Raw genomic sequence first — 22,583 nt, forward strand, 5'->3', positions numbered from 1 at the left:
CGAGTGAACTGATGTGACCTTAAAAAGAAGGGCCGGTCGGAGACGTCTCCGGCCTGAATTTTTGATTGACGTGAATCGGGTTGAGGTCAGAGCAATGAAGTGGCGTGGACGACGACAGAGTGAAAATGTGGTGGACCGTCGCGGCGTCTCGGGACGCACCGTTGCCGGTGGTGGGATCGGCGTGATGCTGATCGCGTTGTTGATCGGTTTCCTGGGCGGCGACCCTCGCCAATTCATGCAGCAAGCTCAACAACAAAAAGCGGCTCCCCAAGCAGGTGCCGGTGGTCCGCTATCAGAGAAAGACAAAGAACTTGGTGAGTTCGTCTCCACCGTATTGGCAGACACCGAAGTCGTCTGGACGGACCTCTTTCAACGCAGCAATCTCGTTTACGAAAAACCCAGGCTCGAATTGTTCACCGATACAACCACTTCTGCTTGTGGATCGGCGACCGCGGCATCGGGCCCGTTTTACTGCCCGGCTGACAAAAAGGTTTATCTGGACCTGTCGTTCTTTGACCAATTGGCTAATCAACTTGGTGCCCCCGGCGACTTCGCGCAGGCCTACGTCGTCGCACATGAAGTCGGTCATCACGTTCAAAATCTGCTAGGCAAAACGTCGGAACTGGACAAGCTTCGACGCAGTGTTCCGCAAGTCGAATACAACCGGTATTCAGTGATGCTTGAATTGCAGGCCGACTTTTACGCCGGCGTTATGTTCCATCACGCGCAAAAGCGTTTCAACATTTTGGAACCCGGCGACATCGAAGAAGGGCTACGTGCCGCGTCGTCGATCGGTGACGACAAACTTCAAAAACGTTCGCGTGGTCAAGCCAACCAAGAAAGCTTTACTCACGGCACCAGCGAACAGCGTGTCCGATGGTTCATGAAGGGCCTGCAAACCGGCGACCCCGGCCAAGGCGATACGTTCAACGCGGCTCAGTTGTAGGAGGTAAAATGTGGGTTCGTCCGATGCAAGGTTGCATGGGAATTTTCCAAACGGAACTGTCGTAGGCCGGAACAAGCTTAGCGCAGTTCCGGCAATCCAACGTAGTACCATGCAATTGCCGGAACTGCGCTAAGCTTGTTCCGGCCTACCGAGAATCCATCGGTGCCCGAATGCCCGATCGGCATGCGGTTTTGCAGCCTGTAACCGATACAACCTGCACTCTTGCTAAAGTCGATCCGGTTCTTTGGTCAGATTGTTCTAAGCTGCGATCTTTTCCTAGAAAGGCTTTTTGGGCCAACTAGTTTCGCGTGGAAACACTCTCGTTTCCCTGGGTGATCGCCAACTGTGGCAATCACTCCAATGCACCTCTAGAGGATCTCACCTGTGAAGAAGCTGTTCTTTTCTCTTTCGATCGCAGCGGCAACCGTCTGCGGCGGAGCCCAAGTTTACGCTCAATGTTGTGACAATCCCGCTCCCGCCGCCGAAGGCTGTGGATGCGGTGAAGCTGGCACCATCGTCGGTGGTGGCGAAGCCATCGCATCGGGCGCTGGTTGTGGACCAGCAATGACGACCAAGACCATCATGGTCCCACAACAAGTGACTGAAACCAAAATGGTAACAGTGACTGAAAACAAACAAGAAACGCGTCAGCGTTCTTACACCGTGATGAAGAGCGTTCCACGCACTGAAACACGCACACGCACCGTGACCAAGCAAGTTCCTCGCCAAGTCACCAAGACTCAGTCGTACACCGAAATGGTTGCCACGACGCAAGTTCAAGACTACACCGTTCAGGTTCCTGTCACGACGCAAGTCCAAGAGTCCTACACCGTCATGGTTCCTAAAACCAGCACGGTCGAAGAAGCTTACACCGTTCGCGTTCCTGTTCGCACTCAAGTTGAAGTGCCTTACACCGTTAACGTGCCTTACACCGAAACTGCGACTCGCAACTACACCGTGCAAGTTCCTTACACCGAAATGGTCGAAAAGTCCTACTCGGTTTGTGTTCCCTACACAGAGAACATCGAACAAACTTACACAGTGAAAGTTCCTTACACCGAGCAAGTTGCACAAACTTACTGCGTTAAGGTTCCTTACACCGAGACGACTGAGCAAAGCTACACCGTCAACGTGCCTTACACCGAAACTTTGACCGCAACGAAAACCGTTTGCCAAAAAGTTCCTGTGACGAAGACTCGCACCGTGTCGAAAGACATGGGCAGCTACCAATGCATCACCGAAGAAGTTCCAGCAGCAAGCAGTTGCGGTACATCTAGCTGTGGCGGTTGCGGATCATGCGGCGGATGCAGCAACGACTGCGGTTGCGAAAGCAGTTGTGGCGGATGTGCACCAGCGACTCAAACGATCACCAAGAAAGTTTGGGTTCCAAACGTTGTTTGCGAAGAAGTTCCTTACACCGTTTACACCACGCAAAAGGTTCAACAACCTTACACGTACACCGTCACCAAGACTCGTTGCGAAACTCGCACCCGTCCTGTTTCGGTTACCAAGTACCGTACCGAAAACAAGACTCGTATGGTTTCGATCAACAAGTGCCGCATGGAAACTCGCACCAAGAGCGTTCCTGTGACTCGCACACGTCAAGAAACTCGCGTCAAGCAAGTTCCTGTTCAACGTTGCCGCACCGAGACTCGTACTCAAGAGTACCAAGTCACCAAGATGCGTGCTGAACAACGCACTCGCACCGAGTGCCGAACCAGCTACGCAAACGAAACTCGTACTCGCAGCAAGCAAGTTTGCACGCAAGTTGCCGAGACTCGTACTCGTATGGTTCCAAAGACCACGATGACCACTGAAACTCGCCAACGAAATGTCACCGTCATGGTGCCACAAGAAAAGACTCGCGAGTACACCGTGACCGAATTTGACACTGTCAGCGAAGAAGTTCCTTACAGCGTCACCGTTGTGGATCAAGTTCCAGAAACCAAGACCGAAAGCTACACGGTCTGCGTTCCTGTTCAGGTTCAAAAGGAAGTTCAAGTTTGCAAGACCATCATGGTCCCACAAACGATCGAAGTTCCCGTCGCAAGCGGCTGCGGAGCTGGCTCGGCCAGTAACGCTGGTTGTGGCGACGCTGGTTGTGGATGCGGCAACGCACCAGCACCAGCAAGCGATTGCGGTTGCTAGTTCGCACTAGCGAATCAGTATTGAAGCAAAACGAGACGCTAGGCCCTTCCATCGAGGGGCCTAGCGTTTTTTTATTGAGTCAGCGGAACTGTGAAATTATGGTTAATAACGGCCTCCAGCGTCCAACCAGTGATGAATTCCTTATTAGCGTCAGTACATTCAATGTTTGAATGCGTTCCTATGTATAAGTCGAACGCGTAGTGTCGAACTGAGTACGCCCCCAACGAATCCAACGAATCGAATTTCCCACAGGAAACCGTAATTAAATGAACACTCGAATTTACTCCGCCGCCATCGCGGCATTGATCGCCTGCATGACGATCGCTCCCACAACAGCAAGTGCTGCCGAAGTGATCGCATTCTGGGACTTCAACGACGGCTTCGACGTAGATGACAATATCCCTCAAATTGTTCACGCGGCGACATTGGGCAATGGCACAATTTACCAGCAGCGTGCGGATACCGATGGCAACGGCGGTGGGGGATTTGCGTTCAGCAGTACTGATCCATTGGTAAACGCCGTTGAAGGAAAGTCAATGACTTGGGATGACATTTCAAAGTCAGGCGACAACGACGCCGAGTTTTTCATTACGACATCAACCTTCGGTTTTAAAGACATCATGATTCGGTTCGACGTCGAAGGGAACGATGAAGGCGGGTTTGCGGAGTACGACTTTGTGTACGCCCTCAATCCCCTTATCGATGTTACGAATCCCGGTGACGTCGTCGGAACGATCAAGGATTTTGATTCCAACGGAAATATAGATATTTTCAACAATCAACCGATCGCTACCAACGCCTTGTTTGAACCGATTTCAATTGACCTAAGCGGCATCACCGATTTAAACAACCAGTCTTTGTTGGTATTCCGTTTTGATGACTTTGACGGCAACGACAGCGTCAGCTTCGATAACATTCTTATCACCGGTACTGTGATTCCAGAACCCACCAGCACTGCCATGTTGCTTGCTGTTGCAGGAGTCGTTGGAATGCGACGAAAAAGAAATTCGTTTCGCAGCTAAGACTGCTTAGCAGCAACGACACATCGGGCGGCAGCAATACCTTTTCTGCTCGCCCCCGTGAGCAATAAACTGACATTACGAAACGCTGGGCGATCCTCGAATTGAGGGAGTCCGGCGTTTTTTCGTATTGATCGGAGCACCTCTCGGTTAAACTCACGGCGCTGAACTGGCCTGATGAAAATGTGTCGTTGTCAACTTCTAGCGACCCTTGAAAGTAGGCCGTAGCGAGCCATAGCGAGTTACGGCGTTGCGCACATTGCCGTAACTCGCTATGGCTCGCTACGGCCTACATGCTGGCGATCAGGGAAATGTGCCGTTGCCACAATGCTTCCCAGCGCTGCAGTTTCTGTTGTCTGCCATGGTGCAGCTTGCCCAATTTGCTGCGTTGCAATGATTTTCATCAGGCGGGGCGATGCCCACGCGGGTTAACCGTCTAGAAAGTAGGCGTCAGGCACCGGTCTGCAAAAAATGTGAGTTTCGCTGTGGGTGTCGCGTGCGTGCTTGATCGCAGTATATTCTAACCACGATACAGCACTGATTGACAACTCTGGCCCACGTTCGCAGGACAACCCGATGACTTCTTTACTCGACAAGTTTTCCAAGCTGGGTGTCGCAAATGCGCCGGGGCAAGAGTCGAGACAGAAGATCGACGACATGGATCTGCGTGGTGAGAACATCGCGGGAACGCCGGTTGACTTTTCGCATGGCGACATTGATGCCCATCCGCCGATCCCTGGTTCATTTGAAAAATTTGCTGAGGGGTTTCAGGTTGGCGGGGTTCAGGCCTATACCGAATATCGCGGCAAACAAGACATTCGCGAAGAACTTGCTGAGAAGCTATCGGTGTTTTCGGGTGCCCCGATCGATGCCGAAACGGAACTCATCCTGGCTCCGGGGACACAGGGCGCTTTGTTCTTGGCTGCGGGTGCAAACATCGGACGCGGTGACAAGGTCGCAATCATCGAACCTGACTACTTTGCCAACCGTAAAATGGTCGAATTTTTCGACGGCGAATTGGTTCCCATTCCGATGGACTATTTTGGTGTTCAATCGGGCAGTGGCATTGACCTCGAACGTTTGGAAGAGAGTTTTAAATCCGGCGTGAAATTGTTCCTGTTTTCAAATCCGAACAATCCGACCGGCGCGGTGTATTCGCGTGCGGAGATCGTTTCGATCGCGACCCTCGCAGAACGCTACAACGTTGACGTCATCGTTGACCAACTTTATTCGCGACAGATTTTCAGCGATTGCGAGTTTACGCATTTGCGTAGCGTGCCGGAGCTAAATCCAGAAAACTTGTTGACGATCATTGGTCCATCGAAGACGGAATCCCTGAGTGGCTTTCGTCTCGGTGTCGGCTTTGGTTCGTCGCGAATGATCGACCGGATGGAAAAGCTGCAAGCGATCGTTTCGCTGAGAGCGGCTGGGTATTGCCAGGCGGTTCTGCGGCAATGGTTTTCCGAGCCCGCCGGTTGGATGGAGCAGCGTGTCGCAGACCACGAGGCGATTCGGAATGACATCCATGGCGTTTTCAGCAATGCTGATGGATTCAAGCTTCGGTTGGGCGAAGGCGGCAGCTACCTGTTCCCGAAAATGCCCAAGCTGGCGATCAGTCTGGCTGATTTCACAAAAGCACTTCGCTTGCAAGCTGATGTGATCGTCACGCCGGGCACCGAGTTTGGCCCGGAGTTTGGCGATAGTTTTCGGATCAATTTTTCGCAGGATCATCAAGCAGCCGTTGAAGCGATTCATCGCACGATCGAGATCGTCAATCGCTATCGCGTTTGAGTTAGCGTGCCCAGCACGCTAACTTAAACGGCAAAAAAGCCCGCGAGACTTTTTGTCTCGCGAGCTTTTAAGCAGATCTTCAGATTTGCCTCGGGCGCAGTGTTCCCGAAACTTGATGCACCCAGGCGTCATCCGGCCTGCTGTGCATTCAACCTAAAAGTCGATCACAAATCCAAGGTCGATGCCATGGACGAACAAGCTGCTGTCGTCTTCTAGGAATCCGTTGTCGTTGAGGCCGGTTCCAAGGGTGGCTCCGTCAACAAGTCGATCGATGCCGGTTCCGGTCAAAGCAACATTGTCGAAGTAGATGAAGCTGTAACCAACCGTCAGTGCAACGTTTGGTCGGAACTGGTAACCCAACTTGAAATTGGCTTCCGGTGCGAAAGCAAACACATCGCGTTCGACTGCGATCGGAGTGTTGCCAGCCAGAATGCCGCCTGGGTTCGACGTTGGAGCACCAGTTGCAGGTGTCGTGATCGATGAACCGTTGATTGCGATCGCTTGATTCATGTTACCCAAGTGAACCTTGGTTAATGAACGAGCTGTCCAGCGACCGCGGTTCATCACCATTTCAAAGCCAAGCTGTCCACCATCAAAGGTGTTCTCTGCCATCGCTTGATCAAGGTAACTGACGCTATCGCCGACTGCGGATCCCGCTGGCGGTGCTCCGCCGGTTCCTTCGATCGTCGTCGTGCTGTTAATGAACAGGCTGTCGGCGATGTCGAAGTGCGAGTAACCTGCGATGAAGTCAAGTTGGCAGCTCTTGGTGCAACCAAAACGAAGTCGTGCGTAGGCTTCGGCCGCCCAAATGTCCAGCGCGCTTTCAGCGTTGACGCTGCCGCTGAGGTCAGGTCCACCTGCAACACCCGTCAAAGCGATCGGCAGCGAATCTTCGCCGCCGTTATTGCCGGCAAACAATGCACTGTTGGTGTTGAAGAAAGGACGTCCGACGGAAATATCATCTCCGTTGCCACTGAAGGCGTAGGATTGACCGTTTTCGGCCAAGGTCCAAAATCGTCCACCCACACCGACGTTATCGGTCAGCCAGATGCCTGCGTCGGCTCGGAAACCGGCACTCAATTCAGCATCGTTTTCGCCACCGAAAACAGTTCGAGTAGAAGGTGAGATCGCGGGATCGAGAATCGGCAACGTGCCGGCATCGGATTCAGCAATCAAACTCGGCGACTTGCGTCCTTGCGGGAACCACAACAGCAAATCCATTTGAGCCCAAGTGTTTCCTTGACTGCGATCGAACAACTTGCACATTCGCTTGTGCGTTCGGCAAGACGATCCGCCACCGCAAGCGGACGAACCGCAACCGCAGCTCATGTCGGCACCGCAACTGCTTCCGCCGCCACATGAGTTGTCGCCGCAACCGCAGTCGCCACCGTCAACGTAACCACCGTCAACGTAACCGCCTTCGTTGTAGCCTGATCCCATCATCTGATGAGACACAGGTTGCATTTGCTGCGTTGGATACATTTGCCGTGCTGGCATCGCCGCGTTGCTGCGGTTGATCCGGGCGGATGCTTGACGCATCACGCTGCGGCCGCTGGCTCGCTGGGTTGCACGCTGGGTGTGTCCAACGGGTTGAACGTCACCCATGATCGAGTCGCCTTGATAGGCTTCGTCACCATCGACAATTTCGTCTTCGTAATCGTATGATTCGTTGCTTTCTGGGACCGCCGTGTAGGCAGCGTCTTCGCCAAAGTAGGCGTCCTCGCCATAGCCGGGCAAATCGCCCACCACTGAGGTACCATCGTTTGCAACAACCATGCTAGAACCTGTCAGCAACATAGCTGCGATTGCTAGTCTTCCAAATCTCATTTTCATAAAATGTCTCTTACAGTCCGGGAACACTGATTGACTGGTATAAGACGATCGACGCAAACGACCGGTTTATGCAGCACAGCCGTCAACCGAGGAATAACTAAGCCAAACTACCCATCTTGATGGACCAAAGCGTTTCAGTTTGCCTAGCATTCCTGGCTTGCGCGTTAGAATGAGTTCCCCGGCCAAATCGAGCCGTTTCACGATCAACTTGTCCTCTGTTTCTCTCCAAAAAAGGCGGCTTTCATGTCGACCGGCGCTGATCCCAATCGCGAAGCGACGCCTGCAAGCTCCGAATTGTCGGTTCCTGTTCCTGAAACAGCCTCTTCTGACGATCCGAATTCAGACACACCGGCAACTTCGGAACCGGCAACTCCGGCCCCAGTTCCGGCTCCCGCCCCGGCAACCGATTCGCAAGCCAACAAGCGACGGTCCAACGACACCGGGCGAACGCTGTCGATGTTTTCGCGTCAGGGGTTTCGGCCTCAGATGGTCCGTTGGAAACGTCAACTCGCGCAGGTCAACGCGTTGGAGGAAGTTCTTAAAAAAGAAGACGACGCATCGCTTCGAAAACGATCGTTGGCTCTGCGATACCAAGCCATGGCCGGCGAGAAACTTTCGACGTTGCTGCCCGAGGGTTACGCGTTGGTCCGCGAAGCCGGTCGTCGCACGCTTTCGATGCGTCACTACGACGTTCAGATTATCGGTGGCGTTGCATTGTTTGAAGGCTACATCGCCGAGATGCAAACGGGCGAAGGTAAAACGCTGACAGCGACGTTGCCGTTGTACCTGCACTCGTTGACCAGCAAGGGTGCCCACCTGGCGACGGTTAACGATTACCTGGCGAAGCGTGATGCCGAGTGGATGGAGCCGATCTTCAACATGCTTGGGCTAGACGTGGGAATCATTCAAACTGCCGATGACCAGGGATCGCGGCGGAAGTCCTACGCTGCGGCCGTCACGTATGGAACCGCGAAAGAGTTCGGCTTTGACTTCTTGCGAGATCGCTTGTTGCTGCGTGCTCAAAACCGTCTTCAAACCGAGATGCTCGGCGACGGTGGCGGCGGGTTTGGTGGCAGCGGAGATGAAATCGTGATGCGCGGCATGCACTTTTGTCTCGTTGACGAAGCGGACAGCATTCTGATTGACGAAGCTCGCACGCCGCTGATCATCGGCAGCATCGAAGACACCGTTCGTGACCAAATTGTTGAAACGTATCGCTGGGCGGCTGAACACGGTAAAGACTACGAAAAAGAAGAACACTTCACGATCGATCCGGACACCAAACAGATTGAATTGACTGCTCGCGGTCGGCAAAGAGTCCGTGCGCTGCCCAAGTCTGATCTGGTGCGAACGATGGGCTTGGTGGACCTGTACGAATACACCGAAAGAGCGATCAAGGTGCATCGTGAATTCTTGTTGGATCGGCAGTATGTTGTTCGGCCGGGCGACAAAGGCATCGATGAAATCGTGATCGTTGACGAGTTTACTGGGCGGTTGGCCGAGGGCCGTAAGTGGCGTGACGGGATCCATCAATCGATCGAAGCGAAGGAAAATATCGAGATCAGTGTGCCCACGGGCCAAGCGGCGCGAATCACGGTTCAGGATTTATTTTTGCGTTATCCCAACCTGGCTGGCATGACGGGAACCGCGGCCACCAGTGCTCGCGAATTACGCCGCATTTACAAAACACCCGTGCTGCGAGTGCCGACGAACAAACCGCCAAAACGCCAACAATTACGCGACCGCGTGTTTGGAACGATGACGCGAAAGTTCGAGGCGATCGTGAAGGAGATCGAAGAGGTTCACGCCCAGGGGCGACCGATTTTGATCGGGACTCGGTCGATCGACAAAAGCGAAATCATTTCCAAAATGCTGGACGAGCTTGGCATCCAACACCAAGTTTTGAACGCCAACAATGTCGAACAAGAAGCGGAAATTGTTGCTGCCGCTGGTGGCGAGGGCAAAGTCACCGTCGCAACCAACATGGCCGGACGAGGTACCGACATTAAATTGTCCGACGGTGTCGAAGACATCGGTGGCATGCACGTGATTTGTACCGAGTTCCATGATGCGGCACGGATTGACCGCCAATTGATTGGTCGTTGTGGTCGCCAAGGTGACCGCGGTTCCTACCGCCAATACCTGTCGCTTGACGATGACATTTTGAAGAGTGGTCTAGGTCTGAAACGCGGTGAAAAATTGAAGGACCAAGGCGAGTTGATGGGCGGTTCAGCGGACCGCTACGCAAAGCTGTTTCGTAAGGCTCAGCGAAAAGTCGAACGCAAGCATTTTCGAGATCGCATGGTCCTGATGCATCACGAAAAAGAACGCAAAAAAATGCAACGCGAAATCGGCCAAGATCCGTACTTGGACACGCCAGATTGATCCTTGGTTTACTTCGGGACTAGAAAAAGTGGGCCGTGTGGAACTGGCGTGATAAAGACAAAAAAATTATTGTCAAAAAGATGGTGTCGGCAACGCAATCTCGTGCTGTAGCGTTGGCCTGATCTTCTTGACGCCATCACGGCCACTCAGGTACTTAAGAAGCGTCGAATACTCGATTCGATTCTTCCTGTCTTAGACAAGTCCTGGCGTGTAAACCTTGATGCAATTTCCAATGCGATTCACTTCGCTTTCGATCTTTTTTGCGACGATTTTTCTGCATTCGTTTCCAGCGAGCGGCCAGTTCGCGGGACTGCCCCTGCCAGTTTCACAACCAGCGGTTTCACAGTCAGCGGTTTCACAATCAGCGAATTTACAGTCGGCCAACACTGGGGCGTCAACGCAACAGATTCCGGCGGTTACAGACAACGAGTCAACCGACGGCAACCAGCCGACGATTAAATCGGTGATCGATGAAATCAATGTCATCACGGCGGCTGCAGACCTTGCGGACGAGTTGAAGAAAGAATGCCTCGATCGGCTTGGCAAGGCGAAGGCGTCCCTGGAAAGTGCCCAAGCTTCCAGCCAAGAACGCACGGCCATCGAAGCGGAACTGACCTCTTTACCCGCACGCACCGAAGACGTTCGCCAACAGTTGGCCAAAGACGCTGACGCATTGCAGCCCGAATTCCCCGAAGGGATCACGATCGCAGGATTGGAAGCTCGGCTAGCTGACATGCGGCAGCAAGTCGAAGCCGCCGACGCCGATGCGCAAGCGAGTCAAAAAGCCACGGAATCTCGCGGGCTTCGAATCGCTGATTTGGCGAAACAGATTCTTGAAACCGACAAACGATTGACCCAAACGGCCGAATCCATCGTCGGGATCACGGGTACGGACCTGTTGAGTAAGACAAAGTTGACCGAGCAGCGTTGCCGACAAATCTCGTTGACGAAACAACTGGAAATGTTGAAGGTCAAGCAGCGTTTGATGGAAGCAAACAGCGAAATCCTTCCGATGCAGCGAGACCTGGCTGTCCGCAATGCGTCGATTGCTGAAAAACAATTGACGTTGTGGCAGGACGCCGTCAGCCGTTGGCGAAAACAGGAATCACAACGCCAAGCCAAGCAAGCCCGCCGTATCGCCGAGCAATCGCACCCGGCACTGAAGTCGCTGGCCAGCCAGAACGCTGACATTGCCGAGCTCCGAATTGCAACAGCCGCCGGCATCGACAAACTGGCAAAGATGCTTCACGACATTCGCGAATCGTCAACGCGAACCCGCGAGCAGTTTGATGATCTTCGTGATCGCGTCGAACATGCGGGCGCGACCACATCGACTGGGATCTTGCTGCGAAAGCAACGCAGCGAATTGCCTCAACCGTCAACGTTCCTGAAACGAGAAACCCTGGTTGAACAGGAAATGCCAAAGGCGCATTTGCGTTTGATGGAGATGAAACAATGGCGGCGCGAAGTTGCCGATTTGGGAAACGCAGCAGAAATCGTGATGCAGAACGTTGGCGACGATTTGGCTGACTACAATCGCGACAACGTGATCGCGGTCGTAAAACGTTTGCTGTCCGATCGACGTGATTTTCTGGACAAAGTGATTCCTGACCAGAACACGTACTTACGCGATTTGAACGAACTTGATTTGGCCAACGGTGCCTTGGCGACTCAGGTCAACGAGTTCCAGAATTTCTTGGACCAGCGTGTGCTGTGGATTCGCAGCGACGACATGTTTGGTCTTTCGGACATTCGCGACGCCGCGAAGGGACTTCGCACCGTGATCGCGCCCAGCAGGATCGCGGAAGTCGCCAAGGTCGGTGGCGCGGATATGTTGCGTCGCCCCGCGGTGGCCGTCGCAGTCATTGCAGCCTTCTTTTTGGTGATGATGTTTCGTGCACGAATGGTTGCGACGCAAACGCGACTGACCAATCCACCTTCGGCCGGCCAGTGCGCCAGCTTTCGCGACTACGCACTCGCCTGCGTGATCACCCTGGTGATTTCAGTCCGCTGGCCAATCCTGTTGGCGGCGTTTGGTTATCGCTTGGTTTCTGCTAGTGGAACAACGCCATGGACTCACAGTGTTGGCGAGGCTCTTTTGACGACCGTTTTGTTTGTCTGGAGCTTTGAACTGATTCGCGAAATGAGTCGTCGCGGTGGCGTTGGCGAAAAACTGTTTGGTTGGTCCGAAGGTGTTTCCGCTTCGATCCGCGGTTCGCTGGAAACGATGCTGCTGTTGGGGACACCGCTGTTTGCTTTGTTGCAACTCGCCCAGTTCGATGAAACGCCTGAAATGGAAAGCCTGAAACGTTTTCTGTTCATCACGTTGCTGATGCTGACCGGTTTTCAGCTCGGTTGGTTGGCTCGAAACAACGGCAAGCTGATGCGGGCGTTGGTGATTCACGCGCCGAAAGCTTTGGTGTGCCGATTGCGCCGTCCGATTGGCATTTTTGCGACCGCAGCACCGATTGGTTTCGCGCTGATGTCGTTTGCCGGGTTCCACTTTTCGGCGTACCAGTTATCAGGACGCTTGGCGGAAACCGGCGCAGCGATCGTCGCAATGATTGTCCTGCATTCTTTGTCGCTTTGCTGGTTGGAGGTCAAAGGTTTCAATCGAAAACTTCGGCAACGCAAAGAAGAACAACAAAAGAAGCGAGAAGAAATGCTTGGTGCAAGCGAACCGATTGGATCGCCGGCAAAACTTGCAACGATTGACACTGCGGCGGCTTCGGTGATCGATGTTTCAAACCAATCGATGGAAACGTCTCGCAAACAAATGAATGAGGCCGCCGACCAGGAATTCAAAGAGCTGTTGCGATACGCCGCGGTGATCACGTTGATCGTTGGCGGTTGGTTTATCTGGTCAGACGTGCTGCCGGCGCTGCGGATTCTGGACAAGGTTGAACTGTGGCAAAACATTGAAACCGTCGCCGAAACGGTGATCGGTAAAGATGGCAGCGAATCGATTCGCACCATCGAACGGAACTCTCCAACCACGCTGACCAATGTCTTGATGGCCTTCGTGATCGGTTTGGGAACGGTCATGGTGGGGCGTCGCCTGCCAGGTCTGTTGGAACTGACGTTGTTGGAACGGTTGCCGTTGGAACCGGGCACCCGTCAAGCGATCGCGATCCTGGTTCGCTACACGGCCACGGTGACGGGGATGTTGTTGGTGTGCAACGCGATCCATTTGTCGTGGGGCAGTGTTCAATGGTTGGCAGCCGCGATGACGGTGGGGCTGGGGTTTGGTTTGCAGGAAATTTTTGCGAATCTGGTCAGCGGGCTGATCATCCTGTTTGAAAGGCCCATCCGAGCCGGTGACTTGGTAACCGTTGGCGATGTGACTGGTCACGTGACGCGGATGCAAATGCGTGCGACGACGATCACGGATTTTGATCGCCGCGAATTGATTGTTCCCAACAAGACCTTCATCACCGATAGCGTCATCAACTGGACCTTGTCCGATCCAGTGTCGCGTATCACGTTGCCGGTCGGCGTCGCCTACGGCACCAGCGTCGCCAGGGTCAGGGAAATCATGCTGACGATCGCCGAAAACAGCAGTTCGGTGATGAGCGAACCGCCGCCTCACGTTTTGTTTAAGGGTTTTGGTGACAGCACGCTGGATGTGGAATTGCGGGTCTTTATTCCCAAACGCGAACTCTATGTTGATGTGGTCAACGAAATCAATCTGGCGATCGCGGACGAATTTAGCCAAGCCGGCATCGAGATCGCGTTTCCTCAGCAAGATTTGCACATTCGGTCGATCGATGGACTTCCGGCGATGATCGGCCAGCGACAGGAACCGCAGCGAGAAGCTGCTTGAATTCGAACGAATCGCAAGCCCTTCGTGGCTGACATTATGTCGGTAGATTGGTATCGTTTGTATAACGTAAGAATCCCAGATTTCTGTCCCTCTCTGAAGCAGTGCTGTTCTCGTGAGCGAAATGATCCAAGTAGAAGTTCCCACCGTTGGCGAATCGATCAGCGAAGTCCAAATTGGCCAATGGTTGAAAGCCGAAGGTGATTTTGTTGAATCCGGTGAAGATCTAGTCGAAATCGAGACCGAAAAAGCGTCGGTGCAAATCCCGGCTCCGGCCAGCGGCATCTTGCAGGGCATTCAGAAACAGCAAGAAGAGTTCGCTTTGGTCGGCGAAGTCATCGCGCAGATTGATCCCAACGGAGCACCATCAGGCGGTGGATCAACGAATGAGCAATCCGCGGCACCAGCGACCTCGTCAGCGTCACCGTCAGCCCCCGCCCCCGCGGCACCAGCTTCCAACACACCTTCGCCCGCTAAAGTCGGCGGTTCCCACTCCGGTGGTGGCGGCATCGTCATGCCAGCAGCACGGCGAATTTTGGATGAACACGGCATCAACGCCCAGGATGTTCCTGCGACCGGGCCTGGCGGACGGTTGTTGAAAGAAGACGTGGTTGCCTTCATCCGCAATCCGCCTCAAAAACAAGCCCCACCACCGGCTCCCGCCCCACCGCAACCTGCTGCCACCGCGATTGCTGCACCGGCACCACCCGCACCAGGCGGCGGATCGTTTGGGTCTTTGATGACCGAACAAGCACCGCATCGGGGCGAAGAAGTCAAACCGATGAGCATGTTGCGTCGGACGATTGCGTCAAGACTTGTCGAGGCACAACAGACCGCGGCTCTGCTGACCACGTTCAACGAAATCGACATGCAGCCGACGATGGAAATGCGTAGCCAGTACAAGGATTTGTTTGCTGAAAAGCATGGCGTCAAACTTGGCTTTATGTCGTTCTTTGCCAAAGCTGCCGTGGAAGCGCTTCGCAAGTTCCCAGCCGTCAACGCGGAAATTCGCGACGGCAATATCGTTTACCGACATTATCAAGACATCGGCATCGCGATCGGCGGCGGCAAAGGGTTGGTGGTACCGATCCTGCGAAACGTCGAACGGATGAACTTTGCCGACATCGAACGTTCGATCAGCGACTATGCCAAGGAAGCTGGTGAGAATCGGTTGCAGCCAGAAGACTTGATGGGCGGCACGTTCACGATCAGCAACGGCGGCATTTACGGTTCACTTTTATCGACGCCAATCGTCAATCCACCTCAAAGTGGAATCCTCGGTTTGCACTCGATCCAGAAACGTCCGATCGCGGTCAACGATGAAGTCGTCATCCGCCCCATGATGTACATCGCACTGACGTACGATCACCGGATCGTCGATGGACGCGAAGCAGTTGGTTTCTTGAAAACGATCAAAGACGTCATCGAAGAACCAGCACGATTGTTTTTAGAGCTGTAGGTTCCGTTTACGTAGGCCGGAACAAGCGGAGCGCAGTTCCGGCCTACATCAGTTATCGCTTCGATTGATGATATTAGGCGATGTTATTGGGCGATGATTTTGTAGTGGATCTTGTTAAAGATCCTTGCGGCATCGGATCTTTAACAAGATCCACTACGAATTGCGGCGAAGCCGCCTTAAGAGAATGGCCGCATCAATTTGCGTCCCACCACCATCGCTGGATAACTTTGGGACGATCGCCCGGCATATTCTGAAAAGACCGAAGCGTTGGATCAACGACTAGGTCCATCGCAACGGTGCCGGAAGGTTTGACCGCGACACCGCCGCTGGCGATCAGAATGTTGTGTCTCTGTTTGCCAGACCGAGTGCGATGCATCACTGCGATCGTTTGAACTTGTTTTGGAATCGGCAAACCTAAACTTGCAGATGACGAAGTTGCGGCAAAGAAGTCTAGCAACGATTCGTGAGACTTTGACGCGGCATACTTGTCCGCGATCGCTGCGACGACCGCGGATTCATAGATCGATTGCAGCCCCGCATAGATGGGATACTTGGACCGAATTTTTGACGCGTTGCCGTTAAAACTGTCCACAAAGATCTTGGTTCTGGGATCATCGATGACGTGACCGCGTTGACCGTCGGCCATCGCACGCTCGTTTTGCCCTGACAAACGCATCGCATCGCCATCAATCTGAAAGACGCGGCGGTCAGTGTCTGACCGAACTTGGCAGGCGTTCGCGGTGAACCACAAACGTAACAGCAAATCATTTGGCGGTCCCTGTGCAGCGTTCTGTTGGATCGTCGTGTCAATCGCGTCCAAATAGTTTGCGACTTCCGCAGGCATTGGATGGATGCCCAGGGCAAGTTGTTTCATGTGCCGATCAGCTTCCACCATCATCAACCCGATGGGCGTGTCAGCGGCAGTCCCAAAGACTTCGATGCGTTGCATTCCAATCGCGCTGGCCAACTCTTCGGCGGCCAATCCGATCGGGATCGACTTTGACTGGATGTTGGCGGCAACCTTCGCCGCGTTTTGCAGTCCTTGCTTCGTTGGATCGATCGTGCAACCAAACGAAGCCTTCGATCGTGCTGCCGCGATCGTCGTACTAAGGAAGTCCAACCGAATCGCGGCCAGTCCCGTTTGTCGATCGCGAACCCAACCCTGATGCGATTCAATGCCACCGACCGGTCCTGCCAAAACAATGTCGTCGTCGGTCAACATGACGTAACGAACCTTCGATAAACCAGCCATGTGAACCATCGATTCGGTTGGCTTGGAAAATCCAGCCTGTCGATTCATCCACGCATCTTTGAGCCGTGTGAGAGAAACGCATCGCAGCGTTGATTCGGCGAGCCAATTTTGACCTGCGTCGGAATCGGAATTGCTTTGCAGCATCGATTCTAAATTTGCGAGCGAATCTGATTGAGCAACCGTTTCGCATGCCAGCAGCGTTCCCGATGGATCGACATAAACGCCTTGCGGATATTCCCGCATGGAACTGGGGCCGCCAAGTGCGTCCCATGTGTCTGGGACGACCGTCGTTTGAATCAAGTCGATTAGAGAAGCGAAATCGGCGAACGAACCTCCACCGGCCACCCCGGTTTGTTGCTGGCGATTGTCTTGGCCCCAGACCGGGGAATTCTGATTGGCGAGAAACGAAACCAATAGAGCGATCAGCAATAAATGTCGGTGCGTCATCGAGCGTTTCTTTTTTGAAGATAGGAAAAAAGAGTAGCGTGAGGATGACAAGCTACCCTTCCAACATTCTAACGCCGATGTCACTAAGTCGATCGGAAGATATTGTTTCGCACCAATCGTAGCTGATCCCGCCAGGGTTCAGTCGAGCTGAATCCGATCGTGGACTGAACCCTGGCGGGATCAGCTACATTTTAAAAAAGCTACTAACTGACAAAATTGTCGTTGCTATCTCGCATATTTTTCAGATGCTTACGATCCAGGATCAAGAATGGATCGGCCAACGGTTGCCATGCTTCACCACGTTGGTTGATCTGTCGATCGTCGGTCGATCCCAGCAGACCGGACGCCAGTTCCAGATATGGGATACGTTCTGGAATGATGTGCATCAGCCGCGCCATCGTCGCGTCGACCGCGGTCAAATCCTGGCCGACCATGATCAATCCCATGTGCTTGGGGGTTCCCAGAATCGGGCCATCGCCTTCCATGCAGTCGATGCCATCGACGATCGTGATTCGGTTGCCGACCGATGCATTGATGTCGAACACGGTTTGGGGAATGCCGTTGTAATGAAGCACGTTCTTGGGCCATCCGTATTTGATTCCCGGAATCACGCCGTATAGATTTTTCATCGCACCGGTCATTCCCATCCAGTGGTGCGTTTTCATCTTGGGCATGCTGACGACGAGGTCTGCTTCAATGACGGACCGGGGGAAAAAGAACTCTTTCAACTTGCAAGCTCGGCCGGCATTGGTGACTGCTTTGATTTCTTGGTAGTTCAGATCTTGGAAAGGCATCTTGATGTCGGCGAGTGCTTCCATGACGCCGGATTCAATCAGCGCCTGTTCGGTGTCGCGGACGTGACCAGGGCCTTCACCGACGGTGACGTCAGCCTTCCAACCGCGAAACACTTCGACGGCCGCTTGAATCACGACCGGGTGAGTCGTCATGTGGGGAGCCAACCGAGACGGTTCGACCAGGTTGGGTTTTAACAGGACTCGTTTTCCGCGAATCGTCGCGGGATCGAACTCGCACGCCAATAGTCCGTCGCGAATTGTGCGGACCAGTTCACCCGAGTACTTTTGGTTCTTTGCGATGAAGACGTCGCTGCTGGAACGGTAGCTGGACGAAACGTAAGCGGTCCCAACGGCTGCCGCTGCGGTGGCGGCACCGGTAATGAAAAACTTGCGACGGTCGGGAGTGTGGTTGTCGGGTGGTTGATTGTTATTCATCGGATCGCCTCGCGTGAGTTCGGCAACGAGTGATAACCGAGATCCAGCAATGGCGACTGATCTTGCAGGCTCGCCAACATCAGCATGTTTTGCCGGTGCGGGTTCGGGTCAGCTAACCGCAACCGATCAATCGCTGTCTTCAGCGGCGTTTCAAAACTAATCTCTGATTCAACGCCTGGTTCTGTTGTTTCTGACGACACAGCGGCCAACGCGTGGATCGCCCAGGCCAATGAGATTGCGGCGATGGGCTGATTGATTTGGGATCGCAAGTAGTTGATCGTTGATTGCCGTGTTTGCGGTTCTGGTTTGAATCGATGCAGAGCTACCAGGCTGATGGCACTGGGCATGACGTGGGGACGAAGTTTTTTGCCAAGCACAAAGGTGTTGCCATAATTGGCACCGCCCGAGTCCAGTTGACGATCCAACAACAGTTCCGCTGCCTCGATCGCACGCGGGTGCTTCGCAAAACCGCATTGACGCATCGCCAACAGCGCCATTGCGGTCGGTTCCAGCCACGAATGCGTGCCATCGACCCAAGGCCAACCCACCAGTTGGGTGTTGTGTCCAAGTTCCGGGTCGGGATCGATCTTCGCGCCACCAAAGCTGGTTAAAAACTCAACAGCGTTTCGATAGGCATCGCGATATCGCCAATCCGTTGGCTCCCAAGTCCGCTCGAATTGCCGCCAAGCGATGGCCGCCAACGAGGTTGGCCAAAACGGGCCTTGATAATCCAGGCGAACGGACACGGACCCGTGTTTGTTTTGAGCATCAAGCAGACGGTTGCAGGCTGCTTCGGCTGGTGCTTTCAGGCCAAAGCCACACGCAGTGATCGCAGCAAAGGCGACCGGTTCGGCGGTCGCTGATTCGTCCTTGGAGTACCCGCAAAGCGGATTGGCGATGAGACGTTTTTTTTGCTGATCTAACCAGTCCGTCAGCCAACTGGCTACAGTCAAGGCTGGGGGAACATCCATGGCTTTGCCCGGGCTCGCAAGGTTATCGCTAGTGTGCCCAAAGCCTAAAGTTTCAACGATCGCCAATCAAGCCCGAAGGTTGGGTTGGGATAATTCGATGATTCGATAATTCGATAACGCAACGTAGGCCGTAGCGAGTGGAGCGAGTTACGGCGGGCAGCACAATGCCGAAACTCGCTCAACTCGCTACGGCCTACAAAAGCTACAAAAGCAAATCGCTACGCCTTGGCACCGGGCCAGAATTTCTTCCACTTGCTTTCGCCTGCGATGGCTTCTTCGCTGCCAGGTTCCCCGGCGGCTTCTGCGGCGTTTGCCTTTCCTTGCAATCGAGTTGCGAGGTCACGAATCGCTAACGTGATTGCGGCTTTGGGAGCCTGGGTGATCAGGGGCACACCGTTGTTGCGTACTTCGACCATCGTTCGATAATCGTTAGGCAACAGCGAGAAGATTTCTCGTCCTAGTGTTTCCTTCGCCTTCTTCAAACTGATCTGTCCCGAGTCCAGTCCAGCACGATTGACGACGATCTCGACCTTGGCGGACAAGTCGTCAATTTCCTCGAAACTCATCATCAATCGAACCACGTTTCGCAGACATGGCAAATCTAGCTGCGTCACCAGCACGACCTTGGTCGCACTTTCCACCGCAGCCATGTCGATGGGGCTGTAAGTCTTGGACAGGTCAATGATCAGGTGCGTAAAGGATGCCTTTAACAAACCGATCACCTTGCGAATGCTGTCTTCGGTGATCGTCAACGCGTCCTGCAATTCCACCGGACGTGGCAACAGGTAAAGGCCGCTGCTGTGTTTGGTCAACGAACGCTTTAGCAATTGAATGTCCAGACGCGAAACGTTCTGCACGACATCGGCCAGGGTGTAATCGGGAATGGAATCCAGAAACACGTCAGCATCGCCGAGCGCTAAATCCAGGTCCAGCAAGGCAACACTGTTTTGCGGATCGGATGCCAGGACACAGCCAAGGTTGACTGCTGCGCTGGTGGTTCCGACGCCGCCTGTTGCACCGGCAATCGCGTAAATCTCGCAGCTTCGTCCACCGGATTCGGCGGAACCGAATTTTTGTTGACTGACACGAGCAAGGGCTGCGTCCAGCTCTTCGCCAACTGCTGGCAAGGTTAAAAATTCGCGGGCTCCCGCACGCATGGTGCGGAGGATGAGTTGACCGTCAGCGCTTTCGCTTGCTGCCAAGATCGCAGTACTAGGTGCTTCGGCGGCCATCCGCGAAACCAACGCGATCGCTTGATCGGGATCAGAATCCAGCGAGATGACGCCGACATCGGGCGCGGTGGTTTCGATGACGTCGGGAAAGAACTCGTATCGAGAGCAGTCAGCTTCCAACCAAATGGTGTCCATGCTGACCAGCATCGCTTTGAGCGCTTCTCGAGACTTGTCGTTTGGATCGACTAAAGCGATACGAAGGACATTACTCATGAGTTTCTTTTCGATGACGTGGTGTGAATGAACTGACAGGAATCTCGAGAAAGCAAAACTTTGGCACTAATTCGAGGGTGAAGTGATCGTGATTCCTTCGCCAACAACAATCGGATCATTACCGGGAACGATCGCACCCGATGGGATCGAAGATGGCAGAATGGTTCCGCCATGCATTTCGTTTCCATAAGAAACGCCGCCACCGTAATTGGGTTGGTGATGAACGGCACCGCTAGCCGCATCATTGCAAGTGTTGCAACCACCATCGGGACCACACGACGACTGGCCGCCGTTCACGGTGCATCCCGTACCATCGCCCAACATGTTTGGCACTTCGATGTGCCCCTTGATGTACAGTTCGTGGTCGGTGGGCGACATGCTGTTCAAGCCTGGTCCGCCAGATGGAACTTCGTAGGGATCCATCGCCGCGACCAATTCAGGCGTGACGGTGATCAGCAATTCGATGTCGTTGCGTTCCTCGACAACGTCCCGAAACAAGCTTCCAACGATCGGCAATGAACCAAAGAACGGTGTCGCTCGAGTTTGCGATTCGGTGCGACTTTGAAGCAGACCAGCGATCGCAAAGGTTTGTCCAGCCTGCATTTCAACCGCTGTTTCGACATAGCGAGTTGAGAAGCCAGGAACCTGAGCTCCCAGGGTGAAGATACCCAGAGCTGGATTCAGCTCCGAAACTTCTGGACGAATTTCTAACCGAACGCGTCCGGGCCCCACAACAAACGGAAGGAAGTCGATCGACGTTCCGAATTCCTCGAATTGAACTTGAACCTGACCGTTTTGGCCGGGAATGATGAAGGGCGTTTTTCCGCCGACGTTAAACCGAGCTGGGCGACCGTGAGTTGCCACGACGGTAGGTTCAGCCAAGAACTTGACGAGGTCTTGTTGACGCAGTGCGTTAATCAGCGCGAAGAAATCGTTTGTTACCAATTCGTTGGTGTACGCGGTTCCGGTTCCTGCGAATGAAAAGAGCCCTTCAGCCGCGTCTTCGATTCCGGTCAGATTATTGTCCAACAGAGCCGAAGGAGCCGACGTCAAATAGCCGTCTGTGCTGATCGCTCCCCAGTCAATGCCCAACTCACGAAGCTTGGTTCGCGACACTTCCATGATTCGCGTGTGCAACAGAATTTGTTGAACGCCAACCACTTGAACGTTGTTGACCACGGTTGGATAAAACTGTTCGACAATTGCGACAGCGCGGTCCACGTCGTCAACGTTGGTGACAGTTCCCGAGATGATCGCACTGCTGTTAACCGGCAAGACTTGCAAGCTGGCGAAGGGCAATTGGTTAGCCAGGATGCCTTCGACTTCGCGAGCGTCGGCGGTGACGGTGACATCAACCGTGTACATCTTTTCGTTGGTGTCCCACAAATTCAATTGAGTGGTACCAGGAGCCTTCGCAAAGATCTGAATTTGGTTTTGCGAAACGGGCGTTGCGCCCAAGATGGTTTCGTTATGAACCTGGAACTTTGGAATTCGATCTTCCAAGGTCAAGATGCGGCTGCTTTTCACCAGCATCTGAACTCGTTCGATCGACTGCGAAATCGCTTTGTTGACCGTGGATTCACTGTTCGTCAACTTGACCGCGTTCCCCTGAGCCGAAACGGGCGTGTAGGAGGCAGCCGTCATGCTTGTCACCACCACGAAAGCGGCGACAAAACGAGTAGCGGCGTTTGCCTTTTGGCGAATCATTTCCATCGCGAATGCGTCCTTGCAATCGACCCGCTCATCAATCAAATCGATGAAAATCAACCACGGCGAGCAATCCTTTGCTCAGTGATCAATCAGGTCTTGGCGGTAAACAGTAAAAGGAAAAGGTGTCT

The 22,583-nt window shown here is 53.7% G+C and carries 13 protein-coding genes; 7 read left to right on the top strand and 6 right to left on the bottom strand.

Annotated features, from left to right (window positions below; translation table 11 throughout):
* Window positions 1–94 precede the first annotated feature (94 nt).
* The 4 genes from ypfJ to RC85_RS04325 all read left to right on the top strand — a co-directional run bounded on the left by ypfJ (window position 95) and on the right by RC85_RS04325 (window position 5,904).
* A complete protein-coding gene (gene ypfJ / locus RC85_RS04310) occupies window positions 95–946 on the top strand; it encodes a KPN_02809 family neutral zinc metallopeptidase (RefSeq protein ID WP_068258996.1) in 852 nt (283 codons plus the stop codon).
* 384 nt (window positions 947–1,330) lie between these two features.
* Window positions 1,331–3,094 (top strand): hypothetical protein, encoded by a 1,764-nt coding sequence (locus RC85_RS04315; RefSeq protein ID WP_068258998.1) that lies wholly within the window; start codon window positions 1,331–1,333, stop codon window positions 3,092–3,094.
* A 266-nt stretch (window positions 3,095–3,360) separates the two neighbouring features.
* The gene (locus RC85_RS04320; protein WP_068258999.1) at window positions 3,361–4,116 is read left to right on the top strand and encodes a PEP-CTERM sorting domain-containing protein; all 756 of its coding nucleotides are present in this window, start codon (window positions 3,361–3,363) and stop codon (window positions 4,114–4,116) included.
* 573 nt (window positions 4,117–4,689) lie between these two features.
* Window positions 4,690–5,904 carry a pyridoxal phosphate-dependent aminotransferase gene (locus tag RC85_RS04325; protein ID WP_068259071.1) on the top strand — a complete coding sequence of 405 codons (1,215 nt, stop codon included), beginning with the start codon at window positions 4,690–4,692 and terminating at the stop codon, window positions 5,902–5,904.
* A gap of 153 nt (window positions 5,905–6,057) precedes the next feature.
* Here the strand turns inward: RC85_RS04325 and RC85_RS04330 are convergent, their stop codons facing one another.
* On the bottom strand, window positions 6,058–7,680 hold the full coding sequence (locus RC85_RS04330) for a BBP7 family outer membrane beta-barrel protein (RefSeq protein ID WP_157593874.1): 1,623 nt from the start codon (window positions 7,678–7,680) through the stop codon (window positions 6,058–6,060).
* Window positions 7,681–8,193: 513 nt separating this feature from the next.
* Between RC85_RS04330 and RC85_RS04335 the strand changes: the two genes are divergently transcribed.
* From RC85_RS04335 to odhB, 3 genes are all read left to right on the top strand, one after another.
* Complete coding sequence (locus RC85_RS04335) at window positions 8,194–10,122, top strand: preprotein translocase subunit SecA (protein WP_068259073.1); 1,929 nt, start codon at window positions 8,194–8,196, stop codon at window positions 10,120–10,122.
* Between the two features lie 232 nt (window positions 10,123–10,354).
* Window positions 10,355–13,945 carry a mechanosensitive ion channel domain-containing protein gene (locus RC85_RS04340; protein ID WP_068259000.1) on the top strand — a complete coding sequence of 1,197 codons (3,591 nt, stop codon included), beginning with the start codon at window positions 10,355–10,357 and terminating at the stop codon, window positions 13,943–13,945.
* A gap of 112 nt (window positions 13,946–14,057) precedes the next feature.
* A complete protein-coding gene (gene odhB / locus RC85_RS04345) occupies window positions 14,058–15,401 on the top strand; it encodes a 2-oxoglutarate dehydrogenase complex dihydrolipoyllysine-residue succinyltransferase (protein ID WP_068259001.1) in 1,344 nt (447 codons plus the stop codon).
* Between the two features lie 193 nt (window positions 15,402–15,594).
* Here the strand turns inward: odhB and RC85_RS04350 are convergent, their stop codons facing one another.
* The 5 genes from RC85_RS04350 to RC85_RS04370 all read right to left on the bottom strand — a co-directional run bounded on the left by RC85_RS04350 (window position 15,595) and on the right by RC85_RS04370 (window position 22,512).
* Entirely contained in the window at window positions 15,595–17,100 is a 1,506-nt protein-coding gene (locus RC85_RS04350) for a DUF1598 domain-containing protein (RefSeq protein ID WP_068259002.1), read from the bottom strand.
* Between the two features lie 203 nt (window positions 17,101–17,303).
* Window positions 17,304–18,329 carry a DUF362 domain-containing protein gene (locus RC85_RS04355; protein ID WP_068259003.1) on the bottom strand — a complete coding sequence of 342 codons (1,026 nt, stop codon included), beginning with the start codon at window positions 18,327–18,329 and terminating at the stop codon, window positions 17,304–17,306.
* On the bottom strand, window positions 18,326–19,300 hold the full coding sequence (locus tag RC85_RS04360) for a hypothetical protein (protein ID WP_149753011.1): 975 nt from the start codon (window positions 19,298–19,300) through the stop codon (window positions 18,326–18,328). Before RC85_RS04360 ends, RC85_RS04355 begins: the two co-directional genes overlap by 4 nt.
* Before the next feature lie 218 nt (window positions 19,301–19,518).
* Window positions 19,519–20,745 (bottom strand): MinD/ParA family protein, encoded by a 1,227-nt coding sequence (locus RC85_RS04365; protein ID WP_068259010.1) that lies wholly within the window; start codon window positions 20,743–20,745, stop codon window positions 19,519–19,521.
* A 66-nt stretch (window positions 20,746–20,811) separates the two neighbouring features.
* The gene (locus RC85_RS04370) at window positions 20,812–22,512 is read right to left on the bottom strand and encodes a type II and III secretion system protein family protein (protein ID WP_068259012.1); all 1,701 of its coding nucleotides are present in this window, start codon (window positions 22,510–22,512) and stop codon (window positions 20,812–20,814) included.
* Between the last annotated feature and the right edge of the window lie 71 nt (window positions 22,513–22,583).

The organism is Rubripirellula obstinata, assembly GCF_001642955.1.
Classification (GTDB): Bacteria; Planctomycetota; Planctomycetia; order Pirellulales; family Pirellulaceae; genus Rubripirellula; species Rubripirellula obstinata.

Excerpts from the sequence above, each read along its gene's own strand:
- ypfJ (WP_068258996.1), top strand. The coding sequence starts at position 95 with ATGAAGTGGCGTGGACGACGACAGAGTGAAAATGTGGTGGACCGTCGC.
- RC85_RS04320 (WP_068258999.1), top strand. The coding sequence starts at position 3,361 with ATGAACACTCGAATTTACTCCGCCGCCATCGCGGCATTGATCGCCTGC.
- RC85_RS04325 (WP_068259071.1), top strand. The coding sequence starts at position 4,690 with ATGACTTCTTTACTCGACAAGTTTTCCAAGCTGGGTGTCGCAAATGCG.
- RC85_RS04330 (WP_157593874.1), bottom strand. The coding sequence starts at position 7,680 with ATGGTTGTTGCAAACGATGGTACCTCAGTGGTGGGCGATTTGCCCGGC.
- RC85_RS04335 (WP_068259073.1), top strand. The coding sequence starts at position 8,194 with ATGTTTTCGCGTCAGGGGTTTCGGCCTCAGATGGTCCGTTGGAAACGT.
- RC85_RS04340 (WP_068259000.1), top strand. The coding sequence starts at position 10,355 with ATGCGATTCACTTCGCTTTCGATCTTTTTTGCGACGATTTTTCTGCAT.
- RC85_RS04350 (WP_068259002.1), bottom strand. The coding sequence starts at position 17,100 with ATGACGCACCGACATTTATTGCTGATCGCTCTATTGGTTTCGTTTCTC.
- RC85_RS04355 (WP_068259003.1), bottom strand. The coding sequence starts at position 18,329 with ATGAATAACAATCAACCACCCGACAACCACACTCCCGACCGTCGCAAG.
- RC85_RS04360 (WP_149753011.1), bottom strand. The coding sequence starts at position 19,300 with ATGGATGTTCCCCCAGCCTTGACTGTAGCCAGTTGGCTGACGGACTGG.
- RC85_RS04365 (WP_068259010.1), bottom strand. The coding sequence starts at position 20,745 with ATGAGTAATGTCCTTCGTATCGCTTTAGTCGATCCAAACGACAAGTCT.